17 protein-coding genes and 1 riboswitch are annotated in these 18,159 nt (G+C 71.5%); of the genes, 9 read left to right on the top strand and 8 right to left on the bottom strand.

What is annotated here, in order from left to right:
* Positions 1–33 precede the first annotated feature (33 nt).
* Positions 34–474 (top strand): hypothetical protein, encoded by a 441-nt coding sequence (locus QM809_RS09170; RefSeq protein ID WP_415045475.1) that lies wholly within the window; start codon positions 34–36, stop codon positions 472–474.
* A 124-nt stretch (positions 475–598) separates the two neighbouring features.
* Positions 599–1,480: a hypothetical protein gene (locus tag QM809_RS09165; RefSeq protein ID WP_415045473.1), complete on the top strand. Its 882-nt coding sequence runs from the start codon at positions 599–601 to the stop codon at positions 1,478–1,480.
* Positions 1,481–1,552: 72 nt separating this feature from the next.
* Here QM809_RS09165 and QM809_RS09160 read toward each other — a convergent pair whose 3' ends face one another.
* Positions 1,553–2,938 carry an NAD-dependent succinate-semialdehyde dehydrogenase gene (locus tag QM809_RS09160; protein ID WP_415045472.1) on the bottom strand — a complete coding sequence of 462 codons (1,386 nt, stop codon included), beginning with the start codon at positions 2,936–2,938 and terminating at the stop codon, positions 1,553–1,555.
* Between the two features lie 11 nt (positions 2,939–2,949).
* Entirely contained in the window at positions 2,950–4,305 is a 1,356-nt protein-coding gene (locus QM809_RS09155) for a hypothetical protein (protein ID WP_415045471.1), read from the bottom strand.
* Positions 4,306–4,384: 79 nt separating this feature from the next.
* Between QM809_RS09155 and QM809_RS09150 the strand changes: the two genes are divergently transcribed.
* Positions 4,385–6,775 carry an acetyl-CoA acetyltransferase gene (locus QM809_RS09150; RefSeq protein ID WP_415045470.1) on the top strand — a complete coding sequence of 797 codons (2,391 nt, stop codon included), beginning with the start codon at positions 4,385–4,387 and terminating at the stop codon, positions 6,773–6,775.
* 33 nt (positions 6,776–6,808) lie between these two features.
* On the opposite strand, the gene QM809_RS09145 is transcribed toward QM809_RS09150, so the two are convergent.
* Positions 6,809–7,123, bottom strand: a complete 315-nt coding sequence (locus QM809_RS09145) for a DMT family transporter (protein ID WP_415045469.1) — start codon at positions 7,121–7,123, stop codon at positions 6,809–6,811.
* Between the two features lie 12 nt (positions 7,124–7,135).
* A riboswitch (guanidine-III (ykkC-III) riboswitch) is annotated at positions 7,136–7,201 on the bottom strand.
* Positions 7,202–7,259: 58 nt separating this feature from the next.
* Here QM809_RS09145 and QM809_RS09140 point away from each other — a divergent pair.
* Positions 7,260–7,682: a hypothetical protein gene (locus tag QM809_RS09140; RefSeq protein ID WP_415045468.1), complete on the top strand. Its 423-nt coding sequence runs from the start codon at positions 7,260–7,262 to the stop codon at positions 7,680–7,682.
* 190 nt (positions 7,683–7,872) lie between these two features.
* Here QM809_RS09140 and QM809_RS09135 read toward each other — a convergent pair whose 3' ends face one another.
* Positions 7,873–8,331: a peroxiredoxin gene (locus QM809_RS09135; RefSeq protein ID WP_415045467.1), complete on the bottom strand. Its 459-nt coding sequence runs from the start codon at positions 8,329–8,331 to the stop codon at positions 7,873–7,875.
* A gap of 70 nt (positions 8,332–8,401) precedes the next feature.
* Positions 8,402–9,181, bottom strand: coding sequence for an enoyl-CoA hydratase (locus QM809_RS09130; RefSeq protein ID WP_415045466.1), 780 nt, complete (start codon positions 9,179–9,181; stop codon positions 8,402–8,404).
* Between the two features lie 121 nt (positions 9,182–9,302).
* On the opposite strand from QM809_RS09130, the gene QM809_RS09125 reads away from it, so the two are divergent.
* Complete coding sequence (locus tag QM809_RS09125) at positions 9,303–9,521, top strand: hypothetical protein (protein WP_415045465.1); 219 nt, start codon at positions 9,303–9,305, stop codon at positions 9,519–9,521.
* Between the two features lie 50 nt (positions 9,522–9,571).
* A complete protein-coding gene (locus QM809_RS09120; protein ID WP_415045464.1) occupies positions 9,572–9,913 on the top strand; it encodes a YbaN family protein in 342 nt (113 codons plus the stop codon).
* Positions 9,914–9,965: 52 nt separating this feature from the next.
* On the opposite strand, the gene QM809_RS09115 is transcribed toward QM809_RS09120, so the two are convergent.
* Positions 9,966–11,729: a GNAT family N-acetyltransferase gene (locus QM809_RS09115; protein ID WP_415045463.1), complete on the bottom strand. Its 1,764-nt coding sequence runs from the start codon at positions 11,727–11,729 to the stop codon at positions 9,966–9,968.
* Between the two features lie 82 nt (positions 11,730–11,811).
* Here QM809_RS09115 and QM809_RS09110 point away from each other — a divergent pair, with 82 nt between their 5' ends.
* Positions 11,812–12,594 carry an alpha/beta fold hydrolase gene (locus QM809_RS09110; RefSeq protein WP_415045462.1) on the top strand — a complete coding sequence of 261 codons (783 nt, stop codon included), beginning with the start codon at positions 11,812–11,814 and terminating at the stop codon, positions 12,592–12,594.
* Positions 12,591–12,896, top strand: coding sequence for a SelT/SelW/SelH family protein (locus QM809_RS09105; RefSeq protein ID WP_415045461.1), 306 nt, complete (start codon positions 12,591–12,593; stop codon positions 12,894–12,896). Before QM809_RS09110 ends, QM809_RS09105 begins: the two co-directional genes overlap by 4 nt.
* Positions 12,897–13,277: 381 nt before the next feature.
* Here the strand turns inward: QM809_RS09105 and QM809_RS09100 are convergent, their stop codons facing one another.
* Both QM809_RS09100 and QM809_RS09095 read right to left on the bottom strand, forming a co-directional pair.
* A complete protein-coding gene (locus tag QM809_RS09100; RefSeq protein ID WP_415045460.1) occupies positions 13,278–15,506 on the bottom strand; it encodes an NADP-dependent isocitrate dehydrogenase in 2,229 nt (742 codons plus the stop codon).
* Positions 15,507–15,712: 206 nt separating this feature from the next.
* On the bottom strand, positions 15,713–16,387 hold the full coding sequence (locus QM809_RS09095; protein WP_415045459.1) for a TetR/AcrR family transcriptional regulator: 675 nt from the start codon (positions 16,385–16,387) through the stop codon (positions 15,713–15,715).
* Between the two features lie 195 nt (positions 16,388–16,582).
* On the opposite strand from QM809_RS09095, the gene QM809_RS09090 reads away from it, so the two are divergent.
* Positions 16,583–18,136 carry an amino acid permease gene (locus tag QM809_RS09090; protein ID WP_415045458.1) on the top strand — a complete coding sequence of 518 codons (1,554 nt, stop codon included), beginning with the start codon at positions 16,583–16,585 and terminating at the stop codon, positions 18,134–18,136.
* Positions 18,137–18,159: the final 23 nt, after the last annotated feature.

The raw sequence follows: 18,159 nt of genomic DNA, 5'->3' as shown, positions 1-18,159 counted from the left end.
TGATCAGCGGATCTGCAGCCGAACTCCGGAGCGGTGAACGAGCCGGTGACCGCCGACGTCGTCTTCGCTCTGGCCTCGATCGACACCGAGGAGATCGACCCGATCCTGACGCCGAAGGGCCGCAAACTGGTGGACCTGGCCGAGCGGACCGCGTGCGCACCGGACATGCGCAAGCCCGTGCGCGGCACGGCCCTGGGCGAGCTGGTGAACAAGCCGATCTCGTCGAACCCGGAGCTGGCCCGGACGCTGCGGACCGGACTCGAACTGCCCCGCACCGGATTCAGTCGGCCGCTGATGCTCAGCCAGACGCTGCAGGACGACTCGACCGTTCTCCACGAGTCGCTGCGCTATCTGGCCGAAGCCCAGCTCTCCAGCAATCGGGTCACCGCGACCAGCTACCTCACCGGTGACCGTGCCACCGCCGAGCGCCAGGAGCTCGACGCCGTCCTGAAATTCCTCACCGGCCTGTTCTGACCGCGCCCGGGCCTCTCCCGGCCACCCGAACCACTCGCCCAGAAGAGTGATAGGTCCGGTTACGGCGCAGGTGAGAGGCCTCGCCGGGTGACGCTGCCATCCGGTGGCGGTATCATCCCCGCGTATGAGTGACTCTCAACTGCAACCGCGCGATGCGGTCAAGCTTCCGGTCCGGCTCGGCTTCGCCGCCGTCGGCATCGCACTCGGCACCGTCGAATCCGCCATCAACGTGGCCCGGGTCGCGGTGGCCGGGGTGGAGACCGAGGTGAACTCGGCTCTGGGGCTCTCCGGCGGCAGCGAGGTCTCCGCGATCGGCGCGCCGATGCAGATCCTCACGCAGGTGGCGAGCCTCCTGGCCCCGGATCGGCCCATCGGCCGCCTGATCTCCACCGGCGGACCGCTCGACCGGCTGAGTCGGCGCGACGGCGTGATCGACCGGCTCACCGCGTCCGACGGACTGCTGGAGAAGCTGACCGAACGCGGCGGACTGCTGGACATGATGACCGACGAGAACGGCGCCCTGATGCGGATCGCCGCCAAGGACGGCCCCCTCGACCGGCTCACCCGCCCGGGCGGCGTCGTGGACCAGATCACCGAGAACGACGGCATCCTGGACCGCCTCACCACGCGCGGCGGCGTGGTGGACAAGCTCACCGCCCCGGACGGCGTCCTGGAGAAGCTGGCCCAGCCCGGCGGCGTCCTGGACCGGGCGGCCTCCGACGACGGCCTGCTCGATCAGCTGGTCGGCGAGGGCGGTGCGCTGGAGCAGCTCATCGCCCCGGGCGGCCCGCTGGACAAGTTCTCCGAACTGTCCGAGACCCTCGCCGCGCTCCCCCCGAACCTGGCCGAGATGCAGGAGACCGTCGACCATCTCAACGAGGTGGTCGAGCTCCTCAACCGCTCGGTCGCCCCGATCGGCGGCCTGGCCGACCGGCTGCCGAAGCGGCTCACCCGCGGCAACCCCCGCCAGGTGGGCGCCGCACCGATCGACAACATCCTCGAGTAACCGTTCGACGACCCCTTCACACCGATCGGGCGGAGCCGGGATTCCGGCTCCGCCCGATCGCTGTGTGCACCGCTATTTCGCCGTGCGCGGTCTGCCGATCCGGCGCAGTCGCAGATTGGCGAACTCGCCGAGCCCCCACGGGCCCAGTTCCCGCCCGTACCCGGACGCCTTGACTCCGCCGAACGGCAGCCCGGGCAGCGTCACCCCGTGCTCGTTCACCAACGCCATCCCGACCTCGAGTCGATCGGCGATCCGGGTCGCGCGCTCGGTGTCCTCGCTCCACACCGAGCCGGAGAGCCCGTATTCGACGTCGTTCGCGAGCGCGACGGCCTCCTCGTCGTCGTCCACCCGGTACACGACGGCGACCGGCCCGAAGATCTCCTCGTGGTACGCCTCCATCTCCGGGGTCACGCCGGTGAGGACGGCGGGCGCCATGAACGCGCCCGGCCGGTCGAGCGGCTCGCCGCCGGTGTGCAGCGTCGCCCCCTGCTCCACCGCGCGGCGCACCTGCGCCACCACCCGATCCCGGGCGGCGACCGAGGAGAGCGGCCCCACCCGGGTCGCCGGATCGACGGGATCGCCGACCGTGCTCGCCGCGAACGCCGCGGTCAGGCGCTCCACGAACTCGTCGTACAGGTCGCTGTGCACGATGAACCGTTTCGGTGCGTTGCACGCCTGACCGCAGTTCCGCAGCCGGCCCGCGACGGCCGCCTTCACGGTGGCGGCGAGGTCGGGCGCGTCGAGCACGATGAACGCATCGCTGCCGCCGAGCTCCAGGACCGACTTCTTCAGGTTCCGCGCCGCGACCTGCGCCACCGCCGCCCCCGCCCGACCGCTCCCGGTGAGCGAGACGCCCTGGATCCGCGGGTCGGCGAGCATGTCGGCGACCTGCTCGTCGGTCGCGTACACGTGGCAGAACGCATCGTCGGGGACGCCCGCGGCGTGCGCGATCTGCGCCATCACCGCCGACGACGCCGCACAGATCGGCGCGTGCTTGAGCACGACGGTGTTGCCCAGCAGCAGGTTCGGGGCCACGAATCGGGCCACCTGGTAGTAGGGGAAGTTCCACGGCATGATCCCCAGGATCGGGCCGATCGGTGCGCGGGTGACCACCGACGACGACGCTCCCTGCGGGGCGAGTTCCTCGGTCTCCAGCAGCGCCGGACCGTGCTCGGCGTACCAGTCGTAGATCATCGCGGTGAGCTCCACCTCGCCGGCCCCCTGCGAGAGCGGTTTGCCCATCTCCGTCGCGATCAGCGCGGCCAGCTCGTCGGCGCGCTCCCGGTAGGCCGCCGCGGTGGCGCGCAGCATGCGCACCCGTTCGTCGATCGCCGTCTCGCGCCAGGCCCGATAGGCCCCGTCGGCCCGCGCGAGGACGTCCTGGACGCCCTCCTCGGTCAGGGTCTCGAAGGTGCGTTCGACGACGCCGGTCGCCGGATTCTCAGTGACGTAGCTCATGTCCGGGCACTCTACGGGGCCGTGGCGGCCGTCAGCAGGCCGACCAGACGATCGGCGTCGGCCACCGCCTCCGGGTCCGTCGTGAGCGAGACGGTGACGGCGTCCCCGAGCCCGTGCAGACCGATCGTCGTCGCGTGCGCGGCCGACAGCGCCGGGAATCCTGCGGTGAACAGCACGGAGCCGTCGGCCAGCCGCAGGTCCGCCGCACCCCGGTGCACCGACGACACCACGGTCGCCCCGGCGACCTCCTCCGGTGTCGGGGCGCCGGCGGCGAGCCGGGCGGCCGTCGCGCGCAGCACCGGGGGCGTGACCGCGGCGGCCCACCGGCCCGCCCGCCCGGCCGGGGCGGCGGTCCGCGCCGCGGCGATCTGGGCGGCGATCGCCGCCGTCCGCTCCGCGCGGTCGAGTCCGGGGTGCAGGGCCACGGCGACGGTCCGGAAGTCGTTGCGGGCGCCGCCGGGCGCCGCGGCCTCCCCGGACCGCGGGATTCCGACGGTGAGCTCGACGGCGAGCCGGTCGAGCGGCGTCGCCGGGAGCGCCTCGGCCAGGACTTCGGCGAGCAGGGTCAGGAAGGCCGCGGTCACCGACGGCCGGACCGCGCCGTCTGCCGGGCCGCCGACTGCCGGGCCGCCGACCGCCGCGGCCCGCAGGGCGGCCGTCTCCAGGACCAGGACGTCGATCCGGCGCCGCGCCCCCGCGGCCTGGTTGAACACGGAGGCCGGCATGGTGCGGGGTGCGGTCCGCTCCGGTTCCCGCTGCCAGGCCAGCAGTCCGAGGCCGAGTCCCGCGGCGAGCCGCACCGGGATCTGGGCGGCGCCGAGCAGGGCGGCCGTCGGGCCCGGCGGCCGGGACGGCGCGGGATCGTCCGGGAACGACGCCGCGGCCTCCCCCGTCCGATCCCGGAACAACGCCCGGGCGAGCGCGGCGGCGCGTCGCCCGTCGGCCAACGTGTGGGACACCTGGAACACGACGATCCACGCCGGACCGTCGGCGCGCGGCGCCCCGGAGACCGGACCGAACAGGTGCAGCCGCCACGGCAGCACGGTGGCGTCCACGCCGCGGGTGAGCAGTGCGGCCACCGCCGCTCGGCAGCGGTCCCAGGTCTCGATGCCCGGATGGAGGACGACGGCGTCGTCGTCGATCACGGCGGGGCACCACCGCGGGAAGGCCAGGTCCGCCGGCGCGGGGGCCACCCGCAGATGCAGGTCGGCGACGCCCTCGGCGCGCTGCCGCAGTTCGTCGAGCACCGGCTCCGCCCGGGCCCGGGCACCGCGCTCGGCGGCGAAGCCGTAGAGCAGGAACTGATCGTTGACGGCGATCCGCGACCGCCAGAACATGTCGGCGTCGGCCGGTGCGAGAACTCCCACGCGTCTCCTCACGATTCCCACGATCGCCATCTGACTCAAGGGTAAGGTGCGGGACACTCTCGTGCGAAGGAGCCCGCGCATGCTCGATCGGCCCGTCTCGATCACCGACCTCGACCCGACCACGCCGGTGCTCGTCGGGGTCGGACAGGCCGCCGAACGCCTGACCGACCCCGACTACGCCGCCCTCGGCGAAGCCGACCTCGCCGCGCGGGCCGTCACCGCCGCGTTCGACGACGCCGGGCTGCCCGCCGACGGGCCGAGACCGGACGTCGACGTGGTCGCGGCGGTCCGCTCGTTCGAGAGGTCCACCCCCGTCGCGGTCTCGCCCTGCGGCCGCCCGGACAACATGCCGCGCGCCGTCGCCGCCCGCGTCGGGATCGATCCGCGCCGCGCCGTCGAAGAGGTCGCCGGCGGGCAGAGCCCGCAGCATCTGGTGACCGAGTTCGCCGGCGAGATCGCCGCGGGCCGCGCCGACACGGTGGTCCTGCTGGGCGCCGAGGTGATGTCGACCGTGCGCCGCCCGCGGGCCGAGGGCGAGCCGCGGCCCGACTTCACCGAACACGTCGGCGGCCGGCTGGAGGACCGCGGATTCGGGATCGCGGGCCTCACCTCCGTCGACGAGGTGAAACACGGACTGGTGCTGCCCACCAACCAGTACGCGCTGCTGGAGAACGCCCGCCGACACCGGCTGGGTCTCGGGCGCGCCGAGTACGCGCAGCGGATGGGTGAGCTGTTCGCCCCGATGACGCGGGTCGCCGCCCGGAATCCGTTCGCCGCCGCACCGCGCGAGCGCACCGCCGCCGAACTGGTCGAACCGTCCGAGTCCAACCGGATGGTCTCGCTGCCGTACCCGCGCCGCCTCATCGCCCGGGACCAGGTGAACCAGGCCGCCGCGGTGGTCCTGATGTCGGTCCGGGCCGCCGCCGCGGCCGGTATCGCGCCCGAGAGGTGGGTGTTCCTGCACGGGCACGCCGATGCCGTCGAACAGCCGATGCCGGTGCGCCCGGACCTGTCGCGGAGCCCCGCCGCGGTGGCCGCGCTGCGCGAAGCCCTCGCGATGGCCGGCACCGACATCGACGGGATCGACCACCTCGACCTCTACAGCTGCTTCCCCGTCGCGGTCTTCACCGTCGCCGACGAGTTCGGGCTGCGCCCCGACGATCCCCGGGGTCTCACCGCCACCGGCGGCCTCCCCTACTTCGGCGGGCCGGGCAACAACTATTCGATGCACGGCATCGCCGAGATCGTGCAGCGAGTGCGCCGCGATCCCGGTGCGTTCGGCCTGGTCACCGCCAACGGCGGTGTGCTGAGCAAGCTCTCGGTGGGCATCTACTCCACCGCGCCCGCGCCGTGGCGACCGTCGACGTCGCCGGAGATGCAGGCCGCCCTCGATCGGGCCGAACGGGTCCGGCTGTGCCGCTACGCCGACGGCCCGGCGGTGATCGAGACCTTCACCGTCGCCGACCCGGACCGTGACTCCCGCAACGGCCTGGTGGTCGGCCGTCTGCCGGACGGCGAGCGTTTCCTGGCGACCGTCGTCCGCGGCGACGACGCCCTGTTCGCGCGGCTGTGCGGCGACGACGATCCCGTCGGCACCGAGGTCTTCGCGCGGTCGTCGGCCGGGGGCAACCTGGTGGCCGTCGACCGGGCGACCATGGATCGTCTGCGACCGGTGCGGCCGACCGGCTTCCGCGACTCGTACAGCGACGTGGCGATCCGCCGCGACGGACGTGTCCTGGAGATCACGATCAACCGGCCCGAGGCCCGCAACGCGCTGCGCGCCGAGACCAACGCCGAACTCGACGAGATCTTCGACGCCTACTTCGCCGACCCCGACCTGTGGGTGGCGATCCTGACCGGCGCGGGCGACAAGGCCTTCTCCGCCGGCAACGACCTGGCCGCGAGCGGCGGGGTCGGCGCGCTGGCGGTGCCGGCGAACGGGTTCGCCGGACTCACCTCGCGCCGGGAGCTGCCCAAACCGATCGTCGCGGCGGTCAACGGGTTCGCGATGGGCGGCGGGCTGGAGACCGCGCTGGCCTGCCACCTGATCGTCGCCGACGAGAAGGCCTCCTTCGCGCTCCCCGAGGTCCGCGTGGGACTGGTCGCCGCGGCGGGCGGACTCGTCCGGCTGCCGCGGACGATCCCGACGGCCGTCGCCCGGGACATGCTGCTGACCGGCCGGCGGCTCGACGCCGACGAGGCGCTGCGGTACGGGCTGGTCTCCCGGGTCGCCCCGCACGGGACGGTGCTCGAGCTCGCCCGGGAGGCGGCCGCCGAGATCCTCGCGGCGTCGCCGACCTCGGTGCGGGCCACGATCGCCGCGGCGGCCGCCGCCGACGTCGAACCCGACACGGTCACCGCGGTGCGGGAGAGCGTCTCGATCCTCGACCGGGTGATCGTCAGCCAGGACACGATCGAGGGGATCACCGCCTTCGTGCAGAAACGCGAGCCGCGCTGGACCGGGCGCTGACCGGCCGCGCGGACGGGGTCGGGCACCGGCGCGTCAGCTCACCAGTTTCAGGCCGATCACACCGCCGACGATCGCGAGGATGCACGCGATCCGGGCCGTGCTGACCGCTTCGGCGCCGGTCGCCATCGCGTAGACGACGGTGAGCACGGCCCCGATCCCGACCCAGACCGCGTACGCGGTGCCGGTCGGGAGTTCCCGCATCGCGTAGCCCAACCCGGCCATGGAGGCGAGCAGTGCGACGGCGAAGACGATCGTCGGCCCGGGTCGGCTCAGCCCCTCGGCTCTGCCGAGCGCGGTGGCCCAGACGGCTTCGAGGACTCCGGAGCAGACCAGAACGATCCACGACATGACTGATCTCCTTCACCACCGTCTTGTCGCGGACCGGGTACGGCGGGCTCGTCCGGAGCGCCGGAGGAGGGCGCCTGCGCCGAGGATATCGGTACCGTGGAGGTCGGTACTCGCACGGACCGGGAGGAATCCAACCATGGCCGAGAAAGACCCCTTCGGACCCGCCGACGACGATTTCGACACCTTCGCCCGCGAGGTGGGCGAAGGTCTCAAAGACATGGTCGGCAAGTTCCTGGCCGGTCAGGGCGGTCAGGCCGCGTGGTCCAAGCTGACCGACGCCGCCGCCCGGCCGCGCCGACCCGAGCCCGCACCGGCCGAGCCCGCCGCTCCTGCACGTTCGGCTCCCGAGTCCGCCGCGCCGCGACCCGAGCCGGCGGGCGGAGTGTGGGCGATCCTCCTCGTCGACGACGCCGGACCCCGTGTGGAGCAGGTGTTCGCCACCGAGATCGAGGCCCTGCGCGCGAACCAGCACAACACCGATGCGGGCCGCCGGGTGCGTTTCCTGCCCTACGGCATCGCGGTGGACGCACTCGACGGCGAACGGCCCTCCGCCGGCTGAATTCGGCGCGACGGCGGAGGTCTCGACTCCGCTCGACCAGCGAGGAGCACCCCGCACGATCGAGCTCCTTCCCTCGTAGGTCGAGCGCCGTTCCTCGCAGGTCGAGCACCGCCCCTCGCGGGTCGAGCGCCCTTCCTCGCAGGTCGAGCGGAGTCGAGACCACGCTCGAATCTCTTCGCCGGTCGAGGACTCAGGAGCGCAGCGCGGCCAGGGCCTTGTCGGCGTGCACGTTCATGTTGACCTCGGACGAGATCACCTCGGCGACGGTGCCGTCGGCGTGGATCGCGAAGGTGGTGCGCTTGGTCGGCATCCCGGCCAGTTTGAGCAGGCCGCCGCGCCCGACGTCGTACGCCTGGGCCACCGCGCCGTCGACGTCGGCCAGCAGGGGGTAGTCGAGCCCGTGCTGCTCGGTCCAGCGGCCCTGCTTCTCCGCGGCGTCGCGGCTGATGCCGATCCGCTGCACCCCGGCGGCGGCGAACTCCGCGCCCAGGTCGCGGAAGTAGCAGGCCTCCTTGGTGCACCCCGGGGTGAACGCCGCGGGATAGAAGAAGAGCGCGACCGGGCCGTCGGCGAGGAATTCGGCGAGGGTCCGGACGGTGCCGGTCTGGTCGGGCAGGGCGAAGTCGGGGGCGGTGTCACCGGGTTTCATACGATCCAGTCTGCCGCGTGCGCGGGGTCGCGGCCACACCGCCGGGTGTTCGAGAATCCGGACGGGGGCGTCAGCGGTCCGACCAGACCGGATCCCGCTTCTCCAGGAACGCGGTGATCCCCTCCTGCGCATCGCAGGTCACGGCGTTGGTCGCCATCGTCTCGGTCATCAGCCGGTAGGCGTCGGGCTCGGAGACGTCGATCTGCTCGTAGAAGGCGCGCTTGCCGATCGCCAGGGTCGCGCTGCTCGACGCCGCGATGCGTTCGGCCAGGGCCTGCACGGTCGCATCGAGGTCGGCGCCCGGCACCACCTGGTTGAGCAGTCCCCAGTCGAGGGCGGTGGTCGCGTCGATCAGGTCGCCGGTCAACAGCATCTGCATGGCCCGTCTACGGCCGACGACCCGGGTCAGCGGGACCATCGGCGTCGAACAGAACAGCCCGATCTTGACGCCGGGGGTGCCGAACCGGACGTCGTCGGCGGCGACCGCGAGATCACAGGCGGCCACCAGCTGACAGCCCGCCGCGAGCGCCGTGCCCTGCACCTTCGCGATCACCGGCTGCGGGACGTCGTGCACGGCGGCCATCAGTTCGCCGCACGCATCGAAGACGATCCGCTCCTCCTCGACGGTCCGGCCCGCGAGCTGGGTGAGGTCGTGCCCGGCGGAGAAGGCGGGGCCCTCCGCCGCGATCACGATCACCCGCACCCGCGGATCCGCGGCGAGGTCGCGCAGGCCGGCGGTGGCCGCACGCATGGTCTCCAGGGACAGCGGGTTCCGGCGCCGGGGTTCGGACAGGGTCAGGGTGCCGATCGGCCCGGCGATGCGCACGGTCACGGCGGTCGTCTCACTCATGGCTCCATCGTGACGTGAGCGCACTTACGGCGCAGCGGAATCGATCAGGTCCCGCCCGGGCCGTCGCGGGGCCGTCGTCGCGGGACTGTTCCGAGTCGGCCGCGAGTCGTAGAGTCGGCCCATGCGCACCGAGAACCGTTCACCGGCGTCGCGCCTCCGCGATCCCGACCTCTACCTGCCGGCCGCTGCCGGGCAGGCCGCCGACGCGATCGCGTGCCTCAAGCCGATCCCCTACATCGGACGCCGTCTCGACGCGGCGACGTCGTTGCCGATGTTCTACGGTGCGCTCGCGGTGACCGGTCCCCCGGTGGTGGACGACGCCGACGGGACGGGCCGCTGAACACTCCGTCTCCGGCGCCCGTCCGATCCCGGTTCCGCTGGTTGTGGTGGGTGCTCGCGTACTTCTCCCTCGGGGTGGGGCTGATCGGGATCGTGCTCCCGGTGCTGCCGACGGTGCCGTTCGTCCTGCTCTCGGCGTTCGCCGCCGCCCGCGGCTCGGACCGCCTGCACGCGCGTCTGCTCAGCGATCCCCGCACCGGGCCGATGATCCGCGACTGGCAGCAGCACGGGGCCGTCGCGCGCAGGGCGAAGTGGCTGGCCACCGGCACCATGGCGGTCTGTGCCGCGGTGCTGTTCGCGGTGACGCCGATCGTCTGGGTGGCGGTGGGGGCCACCGTGTTCATGACGGGGATGTGCACCTGGATCTGGCTGCGCCCCGAACCGCCGGCCTGAGCCCGTCCCGGGAACGGGGACCCGCGGCGGAGGGGCTCCGCGCCGCCCCGCCTCACAGCGCGCGCTTGAGTCCCACGTGCTCGGTGGAGTACCCGTTGCGCGCGTAGAAGGCACGCGCCCGCTCCCGGACCTCGTCGGTGGTCACCTGGCAGAGTTCCGCACCGTGCGCGCGCCCGTGCTCGTGCGCCCAGTCGAGCATCGCGGTGCCCAGCCCCTGCCCGCGCTCGGCGGAAGCGACCCGCAGACCCTCGATCTGCAGACGTGTGGCCCCGCCCCGGCTGAGTCCGGGCAGCACGGTCAGCTGCATGGTGCCCACCGCGGCACCGGTCTCGTCCCGGACCACCGCCATGAAGTGCGAGAGATCGCGGGCGACGACGTCGAACGCGGCCTCGTACGGGCCGTACTCGCCGAGTTCGCGGGTGCGCCCGATCTCGTCGTCGCACAGCAGCGCCACGATGTCGGGGACGTCGGCCCGACCGGCCCGCTCGACCCGGAACTCCCGCTCGCCCAGCCGGATCCGGCTGCGCACCGACGAGCGGGCGCTCTGCTGCATGCGTTCGACGAGGAGGTCGAGCCAGGAGCCGACGTTGGTGCGCGCCTGTTCGGTGTCCGGGTAGCGGCACCGCAGGTGCAGGCCGGTGCCGTCGAGGATGAACCAGAGCATCACGCCGTTGGTGCGGATGCTGGCGCCGACGTACTGCGCCTCCAGGCTGGTCGCGTCGACCCGGACCGGGAGCCTGCGCAGGTCCAGCCAGGAGATCGCGAACATGCCGGGCGCGTCGGGCATGCCGCCCCACGGCTCCAGCACGTCCTCCAGCGGCCACGACCCCAGGTTCACCGCCTCGCGCACCGCGTCGGCCGCGGCCTTCGGTTCGGCGACGGTGCACTCGATCACCGAGTTGGTGATGAACCAGCCCACCGAGTCGTGCCAGCGTTCGTCGTACCGGCTGTGCACGGGGAACACCGCGCGCAACGGGTTCGCGGCGAGCTCGTCGGTCACCTGCGTCATCGTCGCCACGGTCAGCGCGAGCGTCGACACCCCTTCGGCCCGGGCCTGCGCGGAGAAGCCGGCGGCGTCGTCGACGTCGAACACGTCCCGGACCTCGACGCGTTCGGCGGCGTTCTCGGGGGCGCCGAGCGGCAGCGGGAAGCGCGGCATCACGTCGCCGCTGTCGGCGAGGATCTCGGCCCAGCGGCTCCGAACCTCGGCGGGGGCGGTGGGACGGTCGCGCAGGGCGCGGGTGTGTTCGGCGAACGGCGGCACCGGCGGGAGCGACGGCGGCCTGCCCTGCGCGGCGTCGGCGAGCGCGGCGAGGAAGTCGCGCAGGATCACCAGCATGGACCACATGTCGACGTGCGAGTGGTCGGCGGCGATCACCACGGTCGGACCGGACGCGGTCTCCAGGACGCACAGCCGGTGCGCGGGCTGCGAATACGGCGAGCACTCCCGGTCGAGCACGTCGCGCAGCGCGGTGTCGACCGCCTCGCCCGGCCCGATCGGATGCTCCACCCAGGCTCCCGAACGGATCGCGACCTCGTGCAGCTGCGGTCCGTCCGGGCCCGGCGAGAACGCGGTCCGCAGGGTGCCGTGCCGGGCGATCACGGCCAGCCACGCGTCGGCGAGCTGATCGCGCGGAACCGGTTGCGGCAGATGGAACGACAACGCCATCCACGATCCGGGGCGTTCCCCGGCGCCGACATGGCGGCGCTGATCGAACGAGACCGGGAGTTCACGGCCCGGCGGGGACACGACGACGTCGTATCCCATCAGCCGACCGAACGGGAGACGCAGGTGAGCGACGTTGGTGAGGCGCATGGCGGTAACGTAGCGATGCTGGATTGCCGGATCGGCGCCGTCTGATTTCCGGGCCGTTACGACTGTTACGAGGAGGAGTCACGTGACACTGTTCGACGTTCCCGGTGCACGGCTGAGCACCGTACTCAGCGACGAGGGCGGGCAGGCGGTGGTGCAGCTGCACGGGCTCACCTCCAGCCGGGCCCGCGATCACGTGCTCGACCTGAATCTGGGTGTCGGCCTGTCCGGGACCCGGCTGCTCCGGTACGACGCGCGCGGCCACGGCTTCTCCACCGGGCGCGCCGTGCCCGACGACTACCGCTGGGAGAACCTCGCGACCGATCTGCTGAGCCTGCTCGAACATCGTTTCCCCGGTGAGAAGGTGTACGGCGTCGGCACCTCGATGGGGTGCGGGACGCTCCTGCACGCGGCGGTCCGGGAACCGGAGCGGTTCGCCGGTCTGACGGTGCTGTTGCCGCCCACCGCGTGGGAGACGCGGGTGGGGCACGCCGCCGGTTATCTGGAGACGGCGACGCTGATCGAGACCGAGGGCATCGAGGCGTTCATCGCCCGCACCCGCGAGGCGCCGGAGCCGCCGGCGACCGTCGGCCGGCCGGAGACCCTGCCCGAGGTGGCCGAGGCGATCCTGCCGTCGGTGTTCCGCGGCGCGGCCGCGTCCGACCTCCCCGATCCGGACCGGCTCGCGCGGATCGACGTCCCGGTCCGGGTGCTGGCCTGGATCGACGACGCCTCGCACCCGATGTCGACGGCCGAGCGCCTGATCGAGCTGCTCCCGCAGGCGCAGCTGACCGTCGCCGCCACCCCCGACGACGTCCGCGCCTGGCCCGCGCTGTTCCACGACGACGTCCTGCGGATCACCCGGTGAGCGTCCCCGAACCGGGCCGTCCGGCGGTGACCATCGAGTTCTGCACGCAGTGCAACTGGATGCTGCGCGCCTCCTGGATGGCGAGCGAACTGCTCTCGACGTTCGGCACCGAACTGGGGTCGGTCACCCTGGTGCCGGGCACCGGCGGGGTGTTCCGGATCGACGTCGACGGCCACCGGATCTGGGAACGTGCCGCCGACGGCGGCTTCCCGGACGCGGCCGAACTCAAGCGCCGGATCCGGGACCGGGCCTTCCCCGAGCGGGGTCTGGGCCATGCCGAGGCCGGCCGCTCCACCTCCTGAATCTCGCTCACCGGAGCGCTCCCCTCGCTCACCGGAGCTCTTCCCTCGCTCACCGAAGCTCTTCCCTCGCTCACCGAGGCGCTCCCCTCGCTCACCGAAGCTCTTCCCTCGCTCACCGAGGCGCTCCCCTCGTTCGTCGGAGCTCTCCTCTCGTTGGTCGAGCGGAGTCGAGACCACTGTCCGAGCGCCGAGGGGATCTCGACTCCGCTCGATCACCGAGGGATGCTCGACCACCGAAGACAGCTCGACCGCCGAAAACGACTCGACCACCGAGGGATGCTCGACCACTGAAGAAGGCTCGATCGTCGGGAAGCACCCCGATGCGAACCGGCCGCCGCGATCGGTGATCGCGGCGGCCGGCGTCGTCGTACCGGGTGAGGACTACGCGTCGGCGAGGATCGCGTTCAGCGTGGCGCTCGGGCACATCGCGGCGTGCAGCTTGCCCGCCTCGGGCTCGTAGTAGCCGCCGAGGTCGACGGGACCGCCCTGGACCGCGGACAGCTCCTCGAGGATGACGTCCTTCTGGGCGTCGAGCTTCTCGGCCAGCGGCGCGAACCGGGCGGCGAGCTCGGCGTCGTCGGTCTGCGCCGCCAGTTCCTGCGCCCAGTAGAGCGCGAGCCAGAACTGGCTGCCGCGGTTGTCGAGCTCACCGGTCTTGCGCGACGGCGACTTGTTGGTCTCCAGCAGCTTGCCGGTGGCCGCGTCGAGCGCCTGGGCCAGCAGCGAGGCGCGCTCGTTGTCGTACTTGCGGCCCAGGTCCTCCAGGCTGGCCGCCAGCGCCAGGAACTCGCCGAGCGAGTCCCACCGCAGGTGGTTCTCCTCGACGAGCTGCTTGACGTGCTTCGGCGCGCTGCCGCCGGCCCCGGTCTCGTACAGTCCGCCGCCGGCCATCAGCGGCACGATCGACAGCATCTTGGCGCTGGTGCCCAGCTCCAGGATCGGGAACAGGTCGGTCAGGTAGTCGCGCAGGATGTTGCCGGTCACCGAGATGGTGTCCAGTCCGCGCCACGCACGCTCCAGCGAGTACCGCATGGCGCGGACCTGCGACATGATCTGGATGTCCAGGCCCTCGGTGTCGTGGTCCTGGAGGTACTTGCGCACCAGCGTGATCAGGTTGTTCTCGTGCGGACGGTACGGGTCGAGCCAGAAGACCGCGGGCATGCCCGACGCCCGGGCCCGGTCGACGGCGAGCTTCACCCAGTCGCGGATCGGCGCATCCTTGACAATGCACATGCGCCAGATGTCGCCCTCCTCGACGTTCTGGGAGAGCAGCACCTCACCGGTGCCCGCGTCGACGATGTTGGCGACGCCGTCCTCCGGGATCTCGAAGGTCTTGTCGTGGGAGCCGTACTCCTCGGCCTTCTGCGCCATCAGGCCGACGTTCGGGACGGTGCCCATGGTGGTCGGGTCGAAGGCGCCGTTGGTCTTGCAGAAGTTGATGATCTCCTGGTAGATCCGCGCGAAGGTGGACTCCGGCATGACGGCCTTGGTGTCCTTCTTGCGGCCGTCGGCGCCGTACATCTTGCCGCCGATGCGGATCATGGCGGGCATGGAGGCGTCGACGATGACGTCGCTGGGCGAGTGGAAGTTCGAGATGCCGCGCGCGGAGTCGACCATCGCCAGCTCCGGACGGTCCTCGTGACACCGGTGCATGTCGGCGACGATCTCCTCGCGCTGCGACGCCGGGAGCGCGTCGATCTTGTCGTAGAGGTCGACCAGACCGTTGTTCACGTTCACGCCGAGCTCGTCGAACAGCTCACCGTGCTTGGCGAAGGCGTCCTTGTAGAAGACCTTCACCGCGTGGCCGAAGACGATCGGATGCGAGACCTTCATCATGGTGGCCTTGACGTGCAGGGACAGCATGACGCCGGTGTCCTTGGCGTCCTGGAACTGCTCCTCGTAGAACTCCAGGAGCGCCTTCTTGCTCATGTACATGGAGTCGATGACGTCGCCGGCGTCGAGCGGGACGGTCTTCATCACCTTGGTCTCGCCGCTCGCGGTGACCAGTTCCATGCGCGCCTCGCAGGCGTGGTCGAGGATCATCGACTTCTCGCCGGCGTAGAAGTCGCCGTGGGTCATGTGGGCGACGTGGCTCTGCGAGGCCATCGACCACTTGCCCATGCTGTGCGGGTTCTTGCGGGCGTACTCCTTGACGGCCTTGGGGGCGCGGCGATCCGAGTTGCCCATGCGCAGCACGGGGTTCACCGCGCTGCCCAGGCACGACGAGTAGCGTTCGCGGATCTCCTCCTCCTCGGGGGTCTTCGGGGACTGCGGGAAGTCCGGGATCGCGAAGCCCTTCTCCTGCAGTTCGGCGATGGCCGCGTTCAGCTGCGGCACCGAGGCGCTGATGTTGGGGAGCTTGATGATGTTGGTGTCCGGGAACTGGGTCAGGCGACCGAGTTCGGCGAGATTGTCGGGGACCTTCTGCTCGTCGGTCAGATGGTCCGGGAAGGCCGCCAGGATACGGGCGGCGACCGAGATGTCGCTGGTCTCGACGTCGATGCCCGCGGGCTCGGCGAAGGTGCGCACGATCGGAAGGAACGCCTCCGTCGCCAGTCGCGGCGCCTCGTCGGTGAGGGTGTAGATGATCTTCTGCTTATCCGAGGTCATAGGGTGTGTCGCCTCTTTCCGGTCGATGAGGATCTGTGGGTTCTTGTGGAACTCTCTTCGATTAACTTGTCGGTGACATTCTCCCCCGAGATGTGAGGTCGTGCGACCAGAGCCCGAATTTGCGAGACAACGCACAGGCCGAAAAGCCACTGAACAGCGATGCTTGCTGTAAGTAGCATCCCCGGCGTGTCGTCGCGGGGAGCCGATCAGCCCTTCCGGGCGACCCGGAGCAGTGTTTCGACGGCTCCGACGACCGTCTCGATCACGGCCGCCGCGGCGATCGGCGCCGTCGCGCTGAGCCCTTCCGGCTCCCCGCCGGACTCGTCGGTGCGCAGCATGATCGACGACTCCACCAGCAGGTGCGGGAGCAGCCGCCGGTCGTCGTCCCGGTCGCCGAGGACCTCGACGGCGAGTTCCTCGTAGACGCCCGCGAGCGCGCGCCGGGCGGCCCGGAAGTCGGCGAACCGCGGTTCGCGGACCTCGGGCAGCAGGTAGAGCGCCCCCAGGTTCCACTCCGCCTCGACGAGCTGGGCGACGTCGAACCGCGCCAGTCGCAGCAGCCGGTCCAGCGGGTCGCCCGGTTGCGCCAGCAGTTCCCGGGCGCGTTCGAGCGACGGTGCGACGGTGGTCTTCAGCAGGGCGTCGAGGATGTCGTCCTTGTTCTCGAAGTGGTGGTAGATCGAGGCCTGCCGGATCCCGACCGCCTCGGCGATCATCCGGGTGGAGGTCTTGGTGTAGCCGTTCTTGATGAACAGTTCGGCGCACGCCTCGAGGATCTCGTCGCGGGCGCTGCGGCCGGGCGATCGGGACTCCACCAGCCGCGGTCGGCCCGGTTGCCGACGACCCGCGGGCCGGGCGCCCGGAGCCGGGGATTCACTCATCGCGTCCGGACCCCTTCCCTCGCCGTCCTGCTGTCGTGTCGTCGTGCTGTCGTGTCGTCGTGCCGTGAAACCTGATCCTAACGCCGAGTAGCCGCACCGAAACATATCTGTCACTCGACAGAAAAAGCCCGAGGGTTATCTGTCAAGTGACAGATAAAAGCTCGACGGCGAGCCCGCACCCAAGGGACAGACCTCATGACCTCCACCCTCACGCCCCCGACCACGGGCCTGCCGAAGCCGCCGGACTCCGACGGCCACGACCTCTCCGAGTTCGGCTACGACCAGCAGCTCCACCGTTCGCTCGGCAAGTTCGCCTCGTTCGCGGCCGGCTTCTCCTTCGTCTCCATCCTCACCACGATCTTCCAGCTGTTCGGCCTCGGCTTCGGTTTCGGCGGACCGGCCTTCTTCTGGACCTGGCCGGTCGTCTACGCGGGCCAGTTCCTGGTGGCGCTCTGCTTCGCCGAGATCGCCGCCCGCTACCCCATCTCCGGGGCGATCTACCAGTGGTCGCGCCGCATGGGCGGCGAGGTGATCGGCTGGTTCGGCGGCTGGTTCATGATGATCGCCCAGGTCGTCACCGCCTCGGCCGCGGCGATCGCCCTGCAGGTGGTGCTGCCGACCGTCTGGTCCGGCTTCCAGATCATCGGCGACGACCCCACCCTCACCAGCCGCAGCGGCGCCGCCAACGCGGTGCTCCTGGGCTCGGTGCTGATCGTCGTCGTGACCACGATCAACTGCGTCGGCGTGCACTGGATGAGCCGCGTCAACAACATCGGCGTGATCTGCGAGCTGGTGGGCGTCGTCGCCGTGATCGGCGCGCTGTTCACCCACGCCCGGCGCGGCCCCCAGGTGGTCCTGGAGACCGGCCTGCCCGGACAGCAGCCCGGCTACATCTGGGCGTTCATCGTCTCCGGTCTGATGGCCGCCTACGTGATGGTCGGCTTCGGCTCGGCCGGCGAGCTCGCCGAGGAGACCCGCAACCCGCGCCGGGTGGCCCCGCGCACCATCCGGATGGCGCTCACCGTCTCCGCGATCGGCGGCGGCCTCATGCTCCTGGGCGCCCTGATGGCCGCCCCGACGCTCGGCGAGGAACTCGCCGCGGGCGGCCTGCCCTACGTGCTCGACTCGGTGCTCGGCAGCTTCTGGGGCAAGGTCCTGCTGTGCGACGTCGCGATCGCCATCCTGATCTGCACGCTGGCCATCCAGACCGCCTGCTCCCGCCTGATGTTCTCGATGGCCCGCGACAACCGGCTGCCGTTCTCCGAGCAGCTGTCCCGCGTCAACGGCCGCACCGGCACCCCGATCGCCCCGGCGATCCTGATCGGCGCCCTCTGCATCGCGGTCCTGCTGGTGAACGTCGGCAACTCGGCGATCTTCGCCACCCTCGCCAGCGTCTGCATTATCCTGATCTACCTCGCCTACCTGGCCGTGACCGGCCCGATGCTGATCAACCGGCTGCGCGGCCGGCTCTACTCCGAGGCCACGCTGCCCACCGTCGACGCCGACGGCCGCAAACTCTTCTCGCTCGGCCGGTGGGGCGTCTGGGTGAACCTCGCCGCGGTGGTCTACGGCGGTCTCATGGTGGTCAACCTCGCCTGGCCGCGCAAGGAGGTGTTCGACCCGGAGGGCGCCATGCCGATCCTGCAGTGGGCCGGACCGATCTGCATCGCGATCACCGTCGTCGTGGGGATCGCCTGCTACCCCCGCACGCGGCCGCACCGCTACCCCCTCGCCAACGCCCTCGACTGACCCCTTCCCGATCGAATCCAAGG

It is taken from the genome of Gordonia sp. (in: high G+C Gram-positive bacteria) (genome assembly GCF_047600385.1).
GTDB lineage: Bacteria > Actinomycetota > Actinomycetes > Mycobacteriales > Mycobacteriaceae > Gordonia.
Note: the sequence above shows the minus strand (reverse complement) of the source record. Positions and strands in the feature narration are given on the sequence as shown.

What these genes read in the sequence shown, in the direction of transcription:
- QM809_RS09165 (WP_415045473.1), top strand. Translation starts at nt 599, where the DNA reads ATGAGTGACTCTCAACTGCAACCGCGCGATGCGGTCAAGCTTCCGGTC.
- QM809_RS09160 (WP_415045472.1), bottom strand. Translation starts at nt 2,938, where the DNA reads ATGAGCTACGTCACTGAGAATCCGGCGACCGGCGTCGTCGAACGCACC.
- QM809_RS09150 (WP_415045470.1), top strand. Translation starts at nt 4,385, where the DNA reads ATGCTCGATCGGCCCGTCTCGATCACCGACCTCGACCCGACCACGCCG.
- QM809_RS09145 (WP_415045469.1), bottom strand. Translation starts at nt 7,123, where the DNA reads ATGTCGTGGATCGTTCTGGTCTGCTCCGGAGTCCTCGAAGCCGTCTGG.
- QM809_RS09140 (WP_415045468.1), top strand. Translation starts at nt 7,260, where the DNA reads ATGGCCGAGAAAGACCCCTTCGGACCCGCCGACGACGATTTCGACACC.
- QM809_RS09135 (WP_415045467.1), bottom strand. Translation starts at nt 8,331, where the DNA reads ATGAAACCCGGTGACACCGCCCCCGACTTCGCCCTGCCCGACCAGACC.
- QM809_RS09130 (WP_415045466.1), bottom strand. Translation starts at nt 9,181, where the DNA reads ATGAGTGAGACGACCGCCGTGACCGTGCGCATCGCCGGGCCGATCGGC.
- QM809_RS09125 (WP_415045465.1), top strand. Translation starts at nt 9,303, where the DNA reads ATGCGCACCGAGAACCGTTCACCGGCGTCGCGCCTCCGCGATCCCGAC.
- QM809_RS09115 (WP_415045463.1), bottom strand. Translation starts at nt 11,729, where the DNA reads ATGCGCCTCACCAACGTCGCTCACCTGCGTCTCCCGTTCGGTCGGCTG.
- QM809_RS09100 (WP_415045460.1), bottom strand. Translation starts at nt 15,506, where the DNA reads ATGACCTCGGATAAGCAGAAGATCATCTACACCCTCACCGACGAGGCG.
- QM809_RS09095 (WP_415045459.1), bottom strand. Translation starts at nt 16,387, where the DNA reads ATGAGTGAATCCCCGGCTCCGGGCGCCCGGCCCGCGGGTCGTCGGCAA.
- QM809_RS09090 (WP_415045458.1), top strand. Translation starts at nt 16,583, where the DNA reads ATGACCTCCACCCTCACGCCCCCGACCACGGGCCTGCCGAAGCCGCCG.